This is a genomic window from Kutzneria sp. 744 (assembly GCF_000568255.1).
Lineage (GTDB): Bacteria > Actinomycetota > Actinomycetes > Mycobacteriales > Pseudonocardiaceae > Kutzneria.
In genome coordinates this window covers 470,280-486,962 of sequence record NZ_KK037166.1, presented here as the reverse complement: position 1 = coordinate 486,962, position 16,683 = coordinate 470,280, and the positions used below count along the sequence as shown (strand labels likewise).

15 protein-coding genes and 1 pseudogene are annotated in these 16,683 nt (G+C 68.3%); 7 read left to right on the top strand and 9 right to left on the bottom strand.

The annotated features are described in order from the left end of the window. On the bottom strand, positions 1-504 hold a 504-nt coding region (locus KUTG_RS02155), incomplete at its 3' end, for a LacI family DNA-binding transcriptional regulator (RefSeq protein ID WP_157495500.1). A 417-nt stretch (positions 505-921) separates the two neighbouring features. Here KUTG_RS02155 and KUTG_RS02150 point away from each other — a divergent pair. The 7 genes from KUTG_RS02150 to KUTG_RS57880 all read left to right on the top strand — a co-directional run bounded on the left by KUTG_RS02150 (position 922) and on the right by KUTG_RS57880 (position 9,779). Further along, positions 922-3,867: a glycoside hydrolase family 3 protein gene (locus tag KUTG_RS02150; RefSeq protein ID WP_043727972.1), complete on the top strand. Its 2,946-nt coding sequence runs from the start codon at positions 922-924 to the stop codon at positions 3,865-3,867. Between the two features lie 89 nt (positions 3,868-3,956). Continuing rightward, a complete protein-coding gene (locus KUTG_RS02145; protein ID WP_043714501.1) occupies positions 3,957-4,952 on the top strand; it encodes a LacI family DNA-binding transcriptional regulator in 996 nt (331 codons plus the stop codon). 80 nt (positions 4,953-5,032) lie between these two features. Further along, positions 5,033-6,271, top strand: coding sequence for an ABC transporter substrate-binding protein (locus tag KUTG_RS02140; protein ID WP_052393759.1), 1,239 nt, complete (start codon positions 5,033-5,035; stop codon positions 6,269-6,271). Then, the gene (locus KUTG_RS02135) at positions 6,268-7,137 is read left to right on the top strand and encodes a carbohydrate ABC transporter permease (RefSeq protein ID WP_043714499.1); all 870 of its coding nucleotides are present in this window, start codon (positions 6,268-6,270) and stop codon (positions 7,135-7,137) included. Before KUTG_RS02140 ends, KUTG_RS02135 begins: the two co-directional genes overlap by 4 nt. Then, positions 7,134-7,943 carry a carbohydrate ABC transporter permease gene (locus KUTG_RS02130; protein WP_043714497.1) on the top strand — a complete coding sequence of 270 codons (810 nt, stop codon included), beginning with the start codon at positions 7,134-7,136 and terminating at the stop codon, positions 7,941-7,943. The genes KUTG_RS02135 and KUTG_RS02130 overlap by 4 nt, the downstream gene beginning before the upstream one ends. Positions 7,944-8,607: 664 nt before the next feature. Further along, complete coding sequence (locus KUTG_RS02125; protein ID WP_232240602.1) at positions 8,608-9,636, top strand: LacI family DNA-binding transcriptional regulator; 1,029 nt, start codon at positions 8,608-8,610, stop codon at positions 9,634-9,636. Continuing rightward, positions 9,633-9,779, top strand: coding sequence for a hypothetical protein (locus KUTG_RS57880; protein ID WP_157494250.1), 147 nt, complete (start codon positions 9,633-9,635; stop codon positions 9,777-9,779). The genes KUTG_RS02125 and KUTG_RS57880 overlap by 4 nt, the downstream gene beginning before the upstream one ends. 75 nt (positions 9,780-9,854) lie before the next feature. Here the strand turns inward: KUTG_RS57880 and KUTG_RS02120 are convergent, their stop codons facing one another. The 8 genes and pseudogenes from KUTG_RS02120 to KUTG_RS02095 all read right to left on the bottom strand — a co-directional run bounded on the left by KUTG_RS02120 (position 9,855) and on the right by KUTG_RS02095 (position 16,671). Then, positions 9,855-10,541, bottom strand: coding sequence for a hypothetical protein (locus tag KUTG_RS02120; protein ID WP_063753472.1), 687 nt, complete (start codon positions 10,539-10,541; stop codon positions 9,855-9,857). 32 nt (positions 10,542-10,573) lie between these two features. Further along, on the bottom strand, positions 10,574-10,921 hold the full coding sequence (locus tag KUTG_RS02115) for a peptidase inhibitor family I36 protein (protein WP_198046970.1): 348 nt from the start codon (positions 10,919-10,921) through the stop codon (positions 10,574-10,576). Positions 10,922-11,121: 200 nt separating this feature from the next. Continuing rightward, a complete protein-coding gene (locus KUTG_RS57875) occupies positions 11,122-11,421 on the bottom strand; it encodes a DeoR family transcriptional regulator (RefSeq protein ID WP_232240601.1) in 300 nt (99 codons plus the stop codon). Further along, positions 11,418-11,678, bottom strand: a complete 261-nt coding sequence (locus tag KUTG_RS60590) for a hypothetical protein (protein ID WP_043714491.1) — start codon at positions 11,676-11,678, stop codon at positions 11,418-11,420. Before KUTG_RS60590 ends, KUTG_RS57875 begins: the two co-directional genes overlap by 4 nt. 51 nt (positions 11,679-11,729) lie before the next feature. Then, a pseudogene (locus KUTG_RS63000) lies at positions 11,730-11,840 on the bottom strand (hypothetical protein); the annotation flags it as partial. A 56-nt stretch (positions 11,841-11,896) separates the two neighbouring features. Beyond that, on the bottom strand, positions 11,897-14,047 hold the full coding sequence (locus tag KUTG_RS02105; RefSeq protein WP_198046969.1) for a hypothetical protein: 2,151 nt from the start codon (positions 14,045-14,047) through the stop codon (positions 11,897-11,899). A gap of 65 nt (positions 14,048-14,112) precedes the next feature. After that, complete coding sequence (locus KUTG_RS02100) at positions 14,113-15,327, bottom strand: SGNH/GDSL hydrolase family protein (RefSeq protein WP_043714487.1); 1,215 nt, start codon at positions 15,325-15,327, stop codon at positions 14,113-14,115. An 18-nt stretch (positions 15,328-15,345) separates the two neighbouring features. Then, positions 15,346-16,671 carry a right-handed parallel beta-helix repeat-containing protein gene (locus tag KUTG_RS02095; RefSeq protein WP_043727966.1) on the bottom strand — a complete coding sequence of 442 codons (1,326 nt, stop codon included), beginning with the start codon at positions 16,669-16,671 and terminating at the stop codon, positions 15,346-15,348. Positions 16,672-16,683 lie beyond the last annotated feature (12 nt).

Sequence of the window (16,683 nt, the reverse complement as noted above, 5' to 3'; positions counted from 1 at the left end):
GGAGGAAATCTGGCTGTTGCCGTCCCGGCGCACTGGCCTCCCGGCGACGACAATGGGCACGCCGATCCGGTCCAGGTCTGTAGGGCTGTGCATGCTGACCAACAGCGCCCCGTCGACATGACCACTGCTCAGGTAGGGCGCGGACGGCATCCGAAGGTCCGTTGTGGACGCGGCGGCGAACGTCACCAGCTGAATCCCGGCCGCCGCCGCCTCAGGGCTGGCGCCGGCCACGATTCGCGCGAAGTACGGGTCGGAGAACAGGCGGGGGCCGTTCTCGCACACCACGAGCGCGGCCGTCCGCGGGCGTGGCTGCGCGGAGGTCCACGCGGCGCGTTGGCGTTCGTAGCCCAGCGCGGCCAACGCTGACTCGACCTGCCGGCACTTCTCGGGGCCTACCAGGGGAACACCGTTGAGCACACGGGACGCAGTCGCCGGAGACACCCCGGCGGCGCGGGCGACGTCGGCGAGCGTCGGGCGCGCGGGAGGCGGCTCGGCAGCGGTCATGCTCAACCTCACAACGCGGCGTCGTCAACGGAGGACTTCAGTTTCGCGACAAACATCCGGTAGGGCAAGGAAGTGCCTCGGACGGCCGGTCTTTCGTTCTGTGGCAATGAAAATTTCAGTCCCGAGCATGTTCGGTGACCGGTGTTGCCGGCCGCGCGCTTCCGGGCTTCGCCGGCTCGCCGGCGGTCCGGTGTTCCGCAGGTCAGGCGCGAGGAGTCGACGCCGGCTTCGGCGTCCGTCGCCACGGCGGAGGGTGGCAGGGAGGGCGTCGAACGCCGACAACGGGCCCGTCGAAGCGAATCGACCTTGACCCTCCATCGCGTCCGTCGACATAGTCCTGACAAGAGTCGGCGAGGTGAGCCGATGTCACGCGCTGAATGTCGAAGCGGTTCGAGGATGCCGATCTGGAGGTGTGCCTTGGCGCGTTTACGTCAGTGGTGGGGAAGTGTCGCACCTGCCTTGGCCATGGTGCTGGTCGCCACGACGGCCGCCGCCGCGGCGCCGGCCGTCGACCGGTTCCGCGATCCCGGCCTGCCGCTGTCCGCGCGGCTCGACGACCTGATCTCCCGGCTCACCCTGGACGAGAAGATCTCGCTGCTGCACCAGTACGAGGTGCCGATCCCACGGCTGGGCATCGGCTTCTTCAAGACCGGCACCGAGGCGCTGCACGGCGTCGCCTGGACCACCGACTTCTACCACGGCGGCGCGGTCGTCACGGCCAAGGGCACGGTCTTCCCCCAAGCCGTCGGCCTCGGCAGCACCTGGGACCCGGCGCTGATCAAACAAGTTGGCAACGCGGTGGGCCAAGAGGCGCGCGGCTACAACGCCGAGAACCCCACCCTGTGGGACCTCAACCTGTGGGCGCCGGTGACCAACCTGCTGCGCGACCCGCGGTGGGGCCGCAACGAAGAGGGCTACTCCGAGGACCCGTACCTGACCGGGAGCATTGCCACCGCGTACGGCAAGGGCATCGAGGGTGACGACTCGCGCTACCTACAGGCGGCGCCCACGCTCAAGCACTACCTCGCGTACAACAACGAGACCAACCGCGTCACCAGTAACTCCTCGGTGCCACCGAAGATCCTTCACGACTACGACGAGCAGGCGTTCAAACCGGCGTTGACCGCGAACGCCGCCACCGGCGTGATGCCGTCCTACAACCTGGTCAACGGTCGACCGAACACCGTGAGCACCGATCTCGACAACACCGTGCGCAGCTGGAGCACCAAGGACCTGGCGATCGTCAGCGACGCGGGCGCGCCGAGCAACCTGATCTGGCCCGAGCAGTACTACGCCACCAAGCCGGCGGCGGTCGCCGCGGCGATCAAGGCGGGGTTGGACAGCTTCACGGACAATGACAACAACCCCAGCATCATCACCGGCGCCGTCAAGGCCGCGGTGGACCAGAAGCTGCTGACGGTGGCCGACATCGAGCGTGCCGACCGGCACCTGCTCTCGCTGCGGTTCCGGTTGGGCGAGTTCGACCCGCCCAGCGCCGGCAACCCGTACGCCAGGATCACCCCGGCCGTCATCAACTCGCCGGCGCACCAGGCGCTGGCCCGCAAGGCCGCCGACGAACAGGTCGTGCTGCTCCGCAACGACAGCGGCGCGCTGCCGTTGACAGCCGATCCGGCCAAGAAGGTCGCAGTGGTTGGTCCGCTCGCCGACACGCTCTACACCGACTGGTACAGCGGCAGCCTGCCGTACCAGGTGACGCCCGTGCAGGGCATCAGGGAACGGCTCGGGTCAGGCGCGAACGTGTCGGCGACCGAGGGTGTGGACCGGATTGCCCTGAAGGACAACGCGACGGGCAAGTATCTCACCGCTCCCACCGCCGACGGCGCGTTGACCGAGGGGTCGACGTCGGCCGGCGCCAATGAGTCGATGGACGTGTTCGACTGGGGCGCCGGCAAACTGACGCTGCGCACGGTGGCCAACGGCAAGTACCTTTCGCTGGGCGCCAACCGCAGCCTGGTCAACAATGCCGCCCAGCCGAACGGGTGGTTCGTGCAGCAGCAGCTGAAGCTGGACCAGCAACCCGACGGCAACTATGTGCTGGAGTACACCGGCAACGATGCCAACGGGGGCGACAAGTACGCGGTCGTCGGATCGAACATGGCCGTCACGATGGCCGCGGCGACCCCGGCGGCCGCCACCAAGTTCACCAAGCAGGTGATCACCAGTGGCGTGTCCAACGCGGTGAGCGCGGTGACCGGGGCGGACACGGCGGTCGTGGTGGTCGGCAGCATGCCCTTCATCAACGGCCGCGAGGACAACGACCGCACGAGCACCGAGCTCGCTCCGGCGCAGCAGGCGTTGGTGCAGGCGGTGCAGAAGGCCAACCCACACACGGTTGTCGTGGTGGAGAACAGCTATCCCACGACGGGTTGGGACAAACAGACCGCGCCCGGCGTCCTGTGGACCAGCCACGCCGGCGAGGAGACCGGGCACGCGCTGGCGGATGTGCTGTTCGGCGACGTCAACCCGGCCGGCCGGCTGCCCCAGACCTGGTACGCCTCGGACACCCAGCTGCCGAGCATCCAGGACTACGACATCGCCAAGAGCGGCATGACGTACCTGTACCACCAGGGACCCGTGCTGTTCCCGTTCGGCTACGGCCTGAGCTACACCACGTTCAGGTACGACAACCTGCACGTGAGCCGGCAGGGCTCCGCGATCCGGGTCACCGTGGACGTCACGAACACGGGCGCGCGGGCCGGCGACGAGGTTGTGCAGCTGTACACGCACGAGCAGCAGTCCCAGGTGCAGCAACCGCTCCGGCAGTTGCGCGGCTTCCAGCGGGTCAGTGTCGCGCCGGGCCAGACCAAGAACGTGACGTTCACGGTGCAGGCCGGCGACCTCGCGTCCTGGGACGTGACGAGGAGCAGGTCGGTGGTCGAGGCCGGCGTCTACGACTTCCAGGTGGGCAACTCCTCGCAGGACATCCGGCAGTCGGCGTCGATCGCCGTGCCCGGCGAGACCATTCCGCCGCGTGACCTGTCTCAGACCACCCTCGCCCAGAACTTCGACGACTACCAGGGCACGACGCTGACCGATCAGAGCAAGGCCAGCGGCACCTCGGTGGCCGCGACAGCGGGATCATGGCTGGCATACAAGAACGTTCAGCTCACGGGTGCCGGCACGGTCACCGCATCGGTGTCCAATCCGAACGCCGCGCCCACGCACATCACCGTGAAGCTCGACACCGGGCAGGTGCTGGGCACGGTGACCGTGCCGAGCACGGGGGACAAGTACAAGTACATCAGCCTCGCGGCCGGCCTGGCCAAGGTCGTCGGCCGGCACGACGTGTACCTCTTCTTCGACGGGCCGGCCGACCTGTACTCGTTCCGGATCTCCCGCTGAGGGGAAGCGCATAAGAGAAGGAGACGAGGCAATGCGCGTTGGGTGGACATGAGCGTGCAGTCGATGGAGTCGGACAAGGGGAGGGCGTGATGGTGACAATCACCGATGTCGCCAGGGCTGCCGGCGTGTCGCCGAGCACGGTGTCCTATGTGCTCAGCGGCAAGCGCGCGATCTCCCTGGAGACACAACGACGGGTGCAGCAGAGCATCCGCAGGCTGGGGTACCACCCCAACGCCGGCGCCCGGGCGCTGGCCAGCAGTCGCACCAACGTGATCGCGCTGGTCATCCCGTTCCGCGTCGACCTCAACATGCCGGTGGTGATGCAGTTCGTCGCGACGATGGTCAGCGCCGCCCGCGCTCACGGCCAGGACCTGCTGCTGCTGACCAAGGACGAGGGGCCGGCGGGACTGCGCCGAGTCGTCGGCTCGGCGATCGCCGACGCGCTGATCGTGATGGACGTGGAGGCGGCCGAGCCGAGAATCCCGGTGCTGGCCTCGTTGCGGCGGCCGACGGTCCTGGTCGGCGTCCCGGACGAGCCGCAGGCACTCACCTGCGTGGACCTCGACTTCGTGGCGGCCGGCACGCTTACGGTGAACCACCTGGCCGACCTGGGCCACCGCCACATCGCCCTGCTCGGCCCATCGCCCACGGTATACGAGCGCGGCACCAGCTATGCCGGCCGCTTCCTGCGTGGCTTCAACGAAACGGTGGCAGCGCGTGGACTGCACGCGGTGTCGCATCCGTGCGTGCCATCCTACCCGGGCGTACGCGCCTTCCTGGATCTCACGCTGCGCGCCGACCCGTCGATCACGGCGATCGTGGCGCACAACGAGGCGGTGCTCGGTGCGCTGTTGTCCGAGGTGCGGCACCGCGGCCTGGATATTCCCAGGGACATCGCGGTGGTGGCCGTCTGTCCGGACGACATCGCCATGGCACAGTTCATCGCGTTGACCTCGGTCACCATTCCCGCGGCGGACTTGGGCACGCTGGCGGTCGAAATGACCCTGCGGCAGCTCGACGGTCCGGTGCTGCCCGAGATCCGGTTGCTCTCGCCACGGCTGACGAGACGGGAAAGCACCGCGTAGCCACACCCCTCAGTCAGCCCGACGCGGCACCGCTGTGTGTCGCCGACCAGTTCGTCGAAACCACTCGACACCGAAAGGAGATGACGGCGTTGTCCTCCACGATTGCCCGCCTCACCAAGAGCCTCGGCCGACCAGCGGTGTTGACCCTGGCACTCGCACTGGCGGCCTGTGGCGCGCCCGGTGGCGGCGCGCCGGGCTCGATCACCGAGTTGGACTACTACACCGACCAGCAGGGCTCGGCCGCCTGGCAGAAGGTGCTGGATACCTGCTCGAAGAAGGCCGGCGTGACGATCCAACGGCAGACCGTGCCCACCGACCAGATGCTGCCCAAGATCCTCCAGGGCGCGACCTCACGGTCGCTGCCGAACCTGGTGTTCACCGACAACCCGACCGTGCAGCAGATCGCCAGCACCGGGGCACTCACCCCGCTGTCGGACTACGGCATCGCCACCGGCGGCTACTACGACGGCATCGTCAAGGCCGGCACCTACCAGGGCAAGGTGTACGGGCTCGCGCCCGGCGTGAACGGCCTTGCCCTGCTGTACAACAAGGACATGCTCGCCGAGGCCGGTGTTCAGCCGCCGAAGACGTGGGACGAGCTGACGGCCGCCGCCGCCAAGCTGACCAAGGCACAGCGCTACGGCCTGGCCTTCTCGGCCGTGCCGTCGGAAGAGGGCACCTGGCAGTTCCTGCCGTTCTTCTGGAGCAACGGCGCCGATCTGTCTCGATTGGACTCCGACCAGGCGGTGCGGGCGTTGGGCTTCGTCGCCGGGCTGGTCGGCAGCGGCTCGGTGTCGAAGTCGGTGCTGAACTGGAACCAGAACGATGTGGCCGACCAGTTCGTCGCCGGCAACGCGGCGATGATGATCAACGGCTCGTGGAACCTGTCCCGGCTGGACGGCGAGAAGTCGCTGCACTACGGCGTGGTTCCGATTCCGACGCCGGCCGCCGGCGGCAGCCCGACCGTGGCGCTGGGCGGGGAGACCGGCGTCATCCCGGCCACCGGCCAGGCCACCCAGCAGTCCGCGGCGAAGGTGCTGACCTGCATCCTGTCGCCGGAGGTGATGCAGAGTTGGGACACCGGCCACGCCTACGTTCCGTCTCAAAAGGACGTTGCGGAGAACTTCGGCCAGCAGCACCCGAACATGCAGCCGTTCGTGACAGAAGTCGCCACCGCCCGGTCCCGTTCGGCCGACCTGGGGGAGAAGTATCCCAAGATCTCCCAGGCGCTCGCCACCGCCGTGCAGGCGGCGATCACCGGCAGCCAGACCCCGCAGCAGGCGCTCCGGCAGGCCCAACAGCAGGCGGGCGGGTCGTGAGCCGACGCGCGGCCGCCATCGCGTTTCTGCTGCCCGCGCTGCTGTACGTCCTGGTCTTCTTCGGGTACCCGCTGGTCTACAACCTCCTGATGAGCCTGCGGGACTTCAGCGTCCGCTCGTTCTACACGGGTCAGGCGCCGTTCGTCGGGGTCGCCAACTACGTGGCGGCCCTGGGCAATCCGGTGTTCGCCAGGGCGGCGCTCAACACCGTGTGGTTCACGGTCGGCTCGATCGTGTTCCAGTTCGGCATCGGTCTGGCGCTGGCGGTGTTCTTCAACGGCCGCTTCCTGGGCAGTGCCACGTTGCGCGCGTTGTTGCTCCTGCCGTGGCTGCTGCCGCTGGTGGTCAGCGGCGCGGTCTGGCGGTGGATCTTCGACCAGGACCACGGCGTGCTCAACACGGCCCTGCGCCTGGTGGGCCTGCCCGCGATCCCGTGGCTGACCGACACCGGTTGGGCGCTGCCGGCCGTGATCCTGACCAACATCTGGATCGGCATCCCGTTCAACCTGGTGCTGCTGCACGGCGGCCTACGCGCCATACCCGGCTCGCTGTACGAGGCGGCGGCGCTGGACGGCGCGGGGGGCTGGCAGCGGTTCCGCAGCATCACCTGGCCGCTGCTGCGGCCGGTGACCGGCATCGTGTTGATGCTGGGTCTGGTGTACACGATCAAGGTGTTCGACGTGATCATGGTGATCACCGGCGGCGGCCCCGCCAACGCCACCCAGACGCTGACCACCTTCTCCTACAGCCTGTCGTTCCACGACTTCGCCTTCGGGCAGGGCGCGGCGATCGGGAACGTGCTGATCCTCGTGTCCACCGTGTTCGGGTTCGTGTACCTCCGCTCGGCCCGGGAGTCGCTGACATGAGGGGCTGGATACGGACCGGCGTCGGCGTGCTGATCGTGCTGGTGCTGCTGTTCCCGTTGTACTGGATGCTCAACGCGTCGTTGCAGCCCAGTGGCGCACTGCTGCGGCCGACGCCGGAGTTCTTGCCGCTGCCCGCGACTCTGGACGGCTATCGTGAGGCGTTGGCGACGCAGGGCGGACATCTGCTGTCCAGTCTGTTGGTGGCCGGTGGCACGGTTGTGGTGTCGTTGGTGATCGCGACGCCGGCGGCGTACTCGCTGGCGCAGTTGCGCTGGCGTGGTGGCCCGGTGTTCGTGTTCGCACTGCTGATCGTGCAGATGATCCCGGGCATCGTGATGGCGAACTCGCTGTACGCCCTGTTCGGTGACCTTGGCCTGATCGACAACTATCTCGGGCTGGTGTTGGCGGACTCCACCGCGACGGTGCCGTTCGCGATCCTGGTGCTGCGGGCGTTCATGGTCGCGATCCCGCGCGAGCTGTCCGAGGCGGCGAGGGTGGACGGCGCCGGGCACTGGCGCACTTTCGTCTCGATCATCGTGCCGGTCAGCCGCAACGCGGTGGTCACCGCCGGCGTGTTCGCATTCCTGTTCGCGTGGGCGGACTTCCTGTTCGCCATGACGTTGACCACCGGACAGGGCATCGAGCCGGTCACGGTCGGGATCTACCGCTTCGTCGGCAACCAGACCGCGGACTGGAACGGGATCATGGCCACCGCGGTGCTGGCCGCCATCCCGGCCGCGATTCTGCTGGTGGTGGCCCAGCGTTACGTCGTGGCCGGGATGACCGGCGGGGCGGTCAAGGAGTGAGACTTCCGGGAGGCGACATGATCGTTGTCCGGGCGCCTGCTGGCGGCGCCGTTGGGGCGGATTCCGGTGTTCCTGCGGGACGGCGCGGAGGTTCCGATCCTGGGCTGAACCGCCGCGTGCTGATGCCTTGCTCGTGACGCGGCGAACCGGCCTTCGGACGGCGTTATCCGTCGATACGGTTCGAAGGCGGGGACGAGCGACGACTTCCACCGCACGAGATTCGCCTGTCGAAATTCGACAGGGGACTGAGGTCGTCGAACGCGTCGAATCCCAGGTACTTGGGCCTGCTTTGGTCTAGACCGAAAGGTGGCCTCCGAGCGAGTTCTTGACGGGTCGCAACCGTCGTGCGAAAGTGCGGTTGTCTGACACTGCGTCATCACGTGATCACGAGGAGCGGCCGGAGAAGTCGCTCGGCAGATCCCGTGTGAACAGCCCGCGCGACGATGCTCGGAAGGACCTCTGTCATGCGAAAGTCCCTGCTTTTCGCTGTGACTGTCCGCAGTTCTCGGAACAATGACGCCGACGACCGGGCGACGTGGCGGCGAATGCCGTCCGACTAGCTGAATTCCACCACGATCAGCTTCTCGTTCGCCCGACCTGACCGGCCTGTCGGAAACGGCACCGGTCGGCGCGCTTGGCCGTGGTCACACATTGTTCTCCAGAGATGGACGTTGTCGTGCTGAACTTGCCCGAGGTCCGCCCGACGCTGGCGGATGTTGCCCACGCCGCCGGCGTCTCGCTGGCGACGGCTTCGCGCGTGCTGAGCGGATTTCACCAGGTTCGACCGGAGACGCGCCGGCAGGTGGAGCAGGCGGTGCGCAGCCTCGGCTACGTCCGGCAGCGTGCCGGCCGGATGCGCGGCCCGCGGCGGACCGGTCTGATCGCCGTGGTCGTGTGCGAGGACGGGGGGCGGCTGTTCGCCGATCCCTACTTCAGCCGGCTCCTGGTGGGCATCAACCGGGAACTCACCGCGGCCGACCATCAGATCGTGTTGCTGACGGCGGGAAAGGGCCACGCCGGCCAGTCGCCGGCCCTCCGGCTCCTGCGCGGTGACCATGTCGACGGCGCACTGATGGTCAGCATGCTCACCCGGCACGCGGCGGCCCTGGAACGGGTGGGGATACCGGTGGTCAGCGTCGGCCGGCCGATGTGTGCGGATCCGGACCGACACTCCTATGTGGACGTGGACAACCGCGGTGGGGCGGTCCGCGCCGTCCGTCATCTGGTCGCGGCCGGCCGGACCCGTATCGCCACGGTGGCCGGGCCACAGGACATGACTGCGGGCCTCGACCGGCTTGCCGGCTATCGCTGCGCACTCGCGGAGTTCGGCCGAGACGACACGGGTCTGGTGATGCACGGTGACTTCGGGCAGGCATCGGGCGAGCATGCGACGCTGCGGCTGCTGGATCGCAGACCTGGCGTGGACGCCATCTTCGTGGCGTCCGACCTGATGGCGATCGGCGTGCTGCGGGCGTTGCGGCGTACCGGCCGCCGCGTTCCCGACGACGTCGCCGTGATCGGCTTCGACAACGCACCCATCGCGGGCACGATGGGGCCGCCGCTCACCACCATCGGCCAGCCGGTCGAACTGCTGGGCGCGCAGACGGCGCGTGAGCTGCTCGGGCACATCGACGGCACCCTGACGGAGCGAGCTGGACACGGAACTGCTGTTACGCGAGTCGGCGTGAGATGACGGCCGGCGCCGCCCAGGTCGACCTGGGCGGCGCCGGGCAACGCCGACATCCGCTTCGACTCCGGCAACGCCGCAGAGGAGACTGCTCCAGCGGCAGCTACCAGATGATCACCCAGTACCACCACCGGAAGGTCACCGGCTGACGTCGTGCCGGCACGGACACCTCGGCGATCTGCCTTTGTGGACATACCGCCGTCGCCGGTGGGACATCAGGTGGGTCAGTCGCCGGGGCGGACCGAGGCGACGAGGGCGGGCTGTGCGGGCGTGCTCTCAGTGCTGACGAACTCCTTGGCGGTCGACACCGACTTCGGGCAGCGGTTACGTTCGTCGCCGGTCATGGCGCGGGTGAAGAAGGTGACCGCATCGTCGGTGTCCTCCGGGCCGGTGGCCGAGAAGTTGTTGACGTACCAGTAGTAGTGGCCGTAGAACTTCTTGCCGAAGTGCAGTTCGTAGGTGCCGGTCACCCTCTGCATCTGCGGGGCGTGGAAAATCTGGCCGACGCTCCACGGTGGCGTGGTTAAGGTGTCGGTGCGGGTGACGGTGTGCGACCAGGTCCAGGTGTGCTCGTAGGTGGCCGAAACGGCGACCGAAAACTCCTCGCCGAACTTGTACTCCGCGGTGATCGTGATACCGATGCTGTTGGAGCCGCCGGTGGTGTCGGACCACGCGATCGACTCGTTCTGATTGACGGTGCTGCAGTTGTTGGCGTTGCGGCCGACCTGGTGGCGTGCGCCGCCGAACTCCGTGCGCGACGACGGGTGGAAGACACAGGAGTCCGTGCCGTTGTCGCACTTGTCCAGCAGTTCGCGGACGGTGGGCGTCGAGTCGGCGTGTGCGGCGGGCGTGACGATGCCGAGGGCGGCGACAGCGGCCACGACGAAGGTCAGTGTGGATCGGATGCGCATGGCGGTGGGACCATTCCTTCTGAGTAAAGGGATCAGTCAAATCCGATGGACTGGGTCCGCTTGTCCATCAGCGGGCCGACGTACGGGGTGTCGGCCTTGAACTCGCCGTCGTGGTCACCGTTGTAGTTCGGACCGGAGTACAGGTTGAGCCAGCAGTTGCCCCAAGCCTGCAACGAGGAGATCCGGTTCGCCCAGCCGTACTTGGCGAGCTGGACGCCGAAGTCGCGTCCGTTGCCGTTCTTGCACGGGTGCGATCCGGTGATGGTGAATGAGGAACCGCCGTAGTTCTGGTCGTCGAAGACTCGACCGATGATCACGTCGTTGTTCGTCACGGCGGCCAACCGCGCGCCACAGGTCACCACGCCGGTTTCCAGCCGCAAGGTGCAGTGGGTGGCGGGCGCGGCACTGGCTGTCGCGGGCGTGCATATCGCGAGACCGGCGACGAGTGCGATTAAGGTCGCGACAGTACGTCTCATTTGTGACCCCGATCCGAGGAGATGTTCTGGTGCGGGGCGAGCGTAGGGCCGTTCCCGGTGGGGTGCCGAGGTCGCAAGCATGCCTCAGGTACTTTTCGCTCGCATCACCTGTCCATGCGTACACCACACTTTTCGGTGGGAGTCGAAACGAATCGAACCGAACACGGCCGACATGCGGCCGGTAGATGAATCACCGCCGACGCTGTGAGGACAAGCACCTCGCCGAACCTGGTGACCCTGCCGAACGTCGAGCGGGCGCCGGCGGGCGCGCCTTGCGCGATGCCGTGATGGGGGAGGCGGATTCCACTGTGCACCCGCACCACCAACCCGCGGTCGGCCAGGGCGTTGACGTCGCGGCGCACGGCTACCGGCGTGACGCCGGGCTTGTCGACGAGTTCGCTCAACCGCACGGTTCCCGAGCGCGCACCGGTGTGGTCCCGGTCGATGCCCGCTGGAACAGCACGGCAGACATCACACCTTCGCCGCGTGTCCGCGAGGTGCCCACGTCGACCTCGCCGAAAGCTCCCGGCCGGTCGGGGCCGACCACCTGGGTCCAGTCGGTCCAGCCGCTGGCCTTGGTGGCGGCCACGATCCGGCCGAAGGGCATGACTACGTGGGCGTTGTCGGACCGGCCGGTGGTGAGGTGGATTCCATGCGCCATCGGCGTTTCGGAGCTGACGACGTGACCGGTCCACTGGAGACTGCCGTCCGGTCAGTACGCGAGCGGCCACGACTGCACTGGCACCGGTGTGCCGTCTGCGACGGCCAGCGCGAAGGTGGCGTTCGTGGCGACGTGGGCCCGGGCCCACGGCACACCCCAGGCACCGCCGGTGCTGGAGACGAGGAATGCTCGTCCGGAAAGGACGCCGACAACCTCCCCTAGTGACCGGCGAACGAGACGGCGGCGTCGTGGTCGGAACCCGGCGTGACGGTCGCCGTGAACAGGTGGGTCGTCGTGTCGTAGTGCACCGCGCCGACCGTGCCGTCGGTCGCGGTCGCCCTCGGTGCGCTCGGCGCGTAGCCGTGCAGCGTCACCGACTTCTCATTGGTGGCAAACGTGACCCTGGTGTGCACGGTCCCGTCGTCGGACAGCTGGGAGATTCGCTTGCTGCCCAGCGACACGAACTTGCCCGCGTCACCGAGCAACGCGATGCCGGACGAGCCGACCGGCGCGACCACGTAGTACGAGCCGTCGGCGTTGACGGTGTCGGTGTACGTGCCGGCGGCCGGTACCAGTTTGCCGGCTCCGGTGAGGTAGTTGTACACATAGGACGGTCCGGCGATCCCCTGGTCATCGGGGCGGAAGCTGATCGACTGGGAACCGCCGTTGCGGGCGTAGGCGAAGAAGTACCCGTCGCGCAGCCCGTCGTGGTCGGTGTGCGTCTCGGCGACCATCGGCGGCGTACCACCCTGCGCCGTCGCCGTGTACACCGAGTCCACGGGCACGATCGGCACGTCCGGCTTGACGATCACACCGTCCGCGCGGACGCTGCGCAGCAGGTTCGCGGCGTTCTCCTTGCCGATCGCGTCGCCGACGCCGACCATCCCGCCGGAGAGCGTCGCCAACAGCAGGTTGGTGGTCTCGGTGCTCATGAACACGTCGGTCCACGGCCACTCGCCGAGCGCGCTGGCCAGCCGCGAGTCGAACAGGAACGAGTCCCACTTGGACCGCTCGAACCGGTCCTGACTGACGCGCGTGGTCTGGAGGTTCTGGTACAGCGTGCTCTGCAACGTGTTCCACGGCAGCGCCATGCAGTACTGCATGGCGACGTTGTTCGCCGCCGCGGCGTTCCCCATGCCGTCCATGAACGCGTTGGGATCGGTGAGGTTGTACTTGGGCTGCGCGTCCTGCCCCAGCCAGTCCTGCTCGAAGGCGGTCACCCCGGCGGCCGACAGGTAGTTCATGGTGCTGTTCCAGAACTTCGGGTCGGTCACCACGTTGCCGGACATCTGGTACTGCCGCCGATACGGGCTGGCGGAGTCGATCCAGCGTGCGTGGGTCACCAGCGGCAGACCGACCTGCTGGTGGAAGGCCGCCAGCCCGCTCGGGAACAGCTCCGGCGCCGCCTGGTACGTGTACTCGCCGCCGCGGTCGGTCCCGTTGCCCTGCCAGGTGTTCGACGATCCCTTCGGATACCACCAGCTGTCCAGCTGCAGATAGCCCAGCGGAACCCCGTGCGCCGCGAAGTCCTTGGTGACCGCGGCGAGGGTGCCCGCGTACCCCTTGGACGTGTCGTACTTGTAGTAGTAGCTGGCGCCGTTGTCGGTCCAGTAGCCCAGTTTGTCGAGGGTGGCGTTGGCGTCGTTGGGAATGGGGTGCTTGCCGCCCAGCGCCATCAGCGCCGAGCCCCAGGTGGCGAAGGTGGAGTTGACGCCCTGGCCCACCACCAGGATCGTGCGGTGGGTGAAGCCGGCCGGCAGCGTCGCCACGCCGGACGCGATCCCGTCAGACACGGTGTTGGCGCCGCGGGTCATGTTCGACACCGCGAAGTTGTCCGCCGGTGAGACGAGGAAGCCGTTGTTGTGGCTGTCGAAGTTGAGCAGCGGGCTGTCGGCGGCCAGCGAGCCGTTGAACTGGTACGGCGCGAACGGTGCGTGCTGGAACGACTCTCGGTAGGGCAGCGACGGTGTGGTCAGAGCCGGGAAGGCGGCCGCGCTGCTGTTGGCCGCCGCGGTCTGGTTGGTGGCGCCGAAGACCACCACCGGCACGTTCTGGTACACCCGGATGCTCCCACTGCGCGGTACGCCGTCGGTGTAGCCGAAGGTGACCTGCTGGAACTCGCCGACGGCGTCGCGCCCGGTGGTGCTGCTCCTGCTGGTCAGCGCGTGGCCGACGGATCCGTTGAAGGTCCAGTCCGCGGGCTGCTGGGTGTGGATCTGGTAGCTGCCGTCGGCGTTCACGGTCGCGGTGACGCCGGACGCCGTGGCCGCGGCGGAGGCGGACTGGGCGCCCGTCGTCCCCGCGGTCACGAGGAGGCCGCCGACGAGGAGCACGGCCGCGCGCGTGCCGAACCTGGTCATAGAGCTCATGCCTGTGTGAATCCGTCCGTGATCGAGGTGTGGGGTGAAGTTCCCGGTGCCCATGTCGTGGCGCGTCAGGTGCGGAGCAGAGCGGCCAGGTCGACTGCGTTGGCCATCGCCCGGGTGCCGGCGTCGCCGGGATGCAGGTGATCGCCGGAGTCGTAGGCGGGGCGCAGACGGAACGAGTCGGTGGGGTCCGCGGTGGCGGCGTCGAAGTCGACCACTCCGTCGAACATGCCGCTGTGCCGGATCCAGTCGTTGAGCTGCTGCCAGGTCTGGCGGCGCGCCGGGGTGTCGATGCCCGACCCGCCGAACGGGGTGAGGGTCGCGCCGACGATTCGGACGCCACGGGCGTGCGCGGCGGTGATCATCTGGCGGTAGCCGCCGATGATGGCGGTGGCGGTGGCGTCGTAGCCGATGTCGTTGACGCCTTCCAGGAGCACCACGGTCCGCACGCCGGTGACGCCCAGCGCGTCGCGCTGGAACCGGGTCACCCCGGCGACCCCGTAGTACGGCTGGCCGGGCCGGTCGGCGATGACGCGGTTGCCGCCCAGGCCCGCGTTGGCCACCGACAGGGTCCTGCCGGGCTGCGCGGCCAGCCGCCGGGCCAGGAAGTCCGGCCAGCGGTGGTTGGCGTTGCCGGTCGTGTTGGCGGTGTCGGTGATCGAGTCGCCGAAGGCCACGACGGTGCCCGTCACCGCGGCCGCCGGTGCCACGTCCACCCCGTCGGCCAGCATCCAGCACGGGGTGGTCCCGAACCGTCCGCTGTCCGCGGCGAGGGTTGCGTCCCCGCCGGCCAGATAGTTGCCCTGGGCGGTGAACGGGTGGTTGATCAGCGGCCCGGTCGGACCGGCCACGTGTGCGCTGACCAGCAGCGTGGACAGCGCCGCGACCCGCAGCGACACCGGGTCGCTGTACTCCTGCGCGCCCGCCGGCACGGTCACCGCACGCCGGCCCTGGAAGGTCAGCTCCCGCAGGGTGCCGGCGGCCGGGGAGGCGCCGTTGCCCTGCACCGCGACCGAGGCGTGGTCGACGGCCAGTGGCTTGGTGCCGAAGGTGTTGGTCAGCCGTACCCGCACGTGGTCGCCGCCGGCGCTGAGGAACACGACGTTGCGCACGGTCTGGTTGGTGAGCCCGGCACCGGCCGGGCAGGTGTTGCCGGGGATGGTGGATCCCACGACCGGGCTGACGGACCAGCCGGCGACCCAGGCGGTGGCGGCCGTCGCGGTGCCGGGCGCCGTCAGCGCGAGGCCGGCCGCTGCCAGCAGTGCCGCAAGTGTTCTGTTCACGTCCTTGGTCCTCCGGTGTCAGAACTCGAAGGCGCCGAGATCCGGCGCCTTCCCGTTGTACGGCAGGCCGACGTTGGTGCCCTTGTCGATGAGGGAGCTGTTCGCGGCGAGGCGGAGGTTGGGCAGCACGGGCAGGCTGCCGTCGGCCTGGCGCGGCCCGTCCCAGCCTGACGTCGACACGCTGCGGAACTGCGAGTCCGACAGGGACACGCCCAGGTTCCAGGAGTTGTAGGAGGCGTTGGTGCCGGACATGTTCGACAGCAGGGTGCCGGTGTAGGCGATGTTGTTGCGCAGGTTGCCCAGACCGACCGCCTTGCCGCTGGAGTTGATCCCGAGCATGTTGAAGTCCGGGTGGTTGCCGTAGGCGGTGTTGTTGAAGTAGTCGTTGGCGATCGTGTGGTGGTTGGCGTAGAAGCCCGAGACCTTGTTGTCGAACGCCACCGAGTCGCGGACCGTGTGCTTGGCGCCGTTCGAGACGTAGACGCCGCCGTAGCCGCCCGCCTTGAAGCCGTTGCCGTTGCCGGCCGGCGCGGGCGTGGTCGACTCGGGCAGGTAGCCGTTGCGCCAGGTCCAGGAGTTCTCGATGGTCACCGAGGAGAAGGCGTTGATGAGGTCGAAGCCGTCGTCGGAGTTCCACCAGGCGCGGTCGCCGCGGAACACGTTGCCCGGGTGGTTGGCCGAGATGTGCGCGCCGAAGCCGTCGGCGCTCTGGCCGGCCCCGTTGGAGGTGTGCGGGTCGTAGTTGTCGTGCGAGTCGCAGTTGAGCACGAGGTTGTCGCCGCCGTCCTGGATGAACAGGCCGGGACCCATGTTGTTGTGGGCGTTGATCAGCTCGAACACGTTGTCGCTGCCCGAGATCCAGATGCCCCACGACTCGTGGTTGAGGTTGTTGTTCTGGGGCACGCCCTGGACTTCCAGCCCCTTGAGGTGGATCCAGTTCCCGGTGACGTCGAAGCCCTTGATGCGGCAGTTGTCCTTGACCTTCGAGAAGTCGAAGACCGGCCGCTCACCGGGGTAGGCGGCGTAGGTGATCAGGTTGCCCGAGCTGCCGCTGCGGCTCAGCGTGATCGCGTCCACCCGGTCGGTCTGGCTCTTGCAGCCGCTGTTCGCGTGCGAGTAGCCGTAGGTGCCGCTGCGGAAGTACACCGTGTCGCCCGGCTGGACGACGGACTGGGCGTGGGCGATCGAGGCCCAGGGGGCGGCCGGGGTTCCCGCCGCGCTGTCGCTGCCGGCGGGGGCGACGTAGTAGGTCCGGCCGGCCGCTGGACCGGCCACGGCCGCCGCACTGCCGAGGACGGTGACCGCGATCGCGGTCACCGCGGAGATCACCAGAGAACGTTTCATGCTCACTTCTCC

Coding starts and splice junctions, on each gene's coding strand:
- KUTG_RS57880 (WP_157494250.1), top strand. CDS start 9,633: ATGACGGCCGGCGCCGCCCAGGTCGACCTGGGCGGCGCCGGGCAACGC.
- KUTG_RS02145 (WP_043714501.1), top strand. CDS start 3,957: ATGGTGACAATCACCGATGTCGCCAGGGCTGCCGGCGTGTCGCCGAGC.
- KUTG_RS02120 (WP_063753472.1), bottom strand. CDS start 10,541: ATGCGCATCCGATCCACACTGACCTTCGTCGTGGCCGCTGTCGCCGCC.
- KUTG_RS02130 (WP_043714497.1), top strand. CDS start 7,134: ATGAGGGGCTGGATACGGACCGGCGTCGGCGTGCTGATCGTGCTGGTG.
- KUTG_RS60590 (WP_043714491.1), bottom strand. CDS start 11,678: ATGGCGCATGGAATCCACCTCACCACCGGCCGGTCCGACAACGCCCAC.
- KUTG_RS02105 (WP_198046969.1), bottom strand. CDS start 14,047: ATGAGCTCTATGACCAGGTTCGGCACGCGCGCGGCCGTGCTCCTCGTC.
- KUTG_RS02140 (WP_052393759.1), top strand. CDS start 5,033: ATGACGGCGTTGTCCTCCACGATTGCCCGCCTCACCAAGAGCCTCGGC.
- KUTG_RS02095 (WP_043727966.1), bottom strand. CDS start 16,671: ATGAAACGTTCTCTGGTGATCTCCGCGGTGACCGCGATCGCGGTCACC.
- KUTG_RS02125 (WP_232240602.1), top strand. CDS start 8,608: ATGGACGTTGTCGTGCTGAACTTGCCCGAGGTCCGCCCGACGCTGGCG.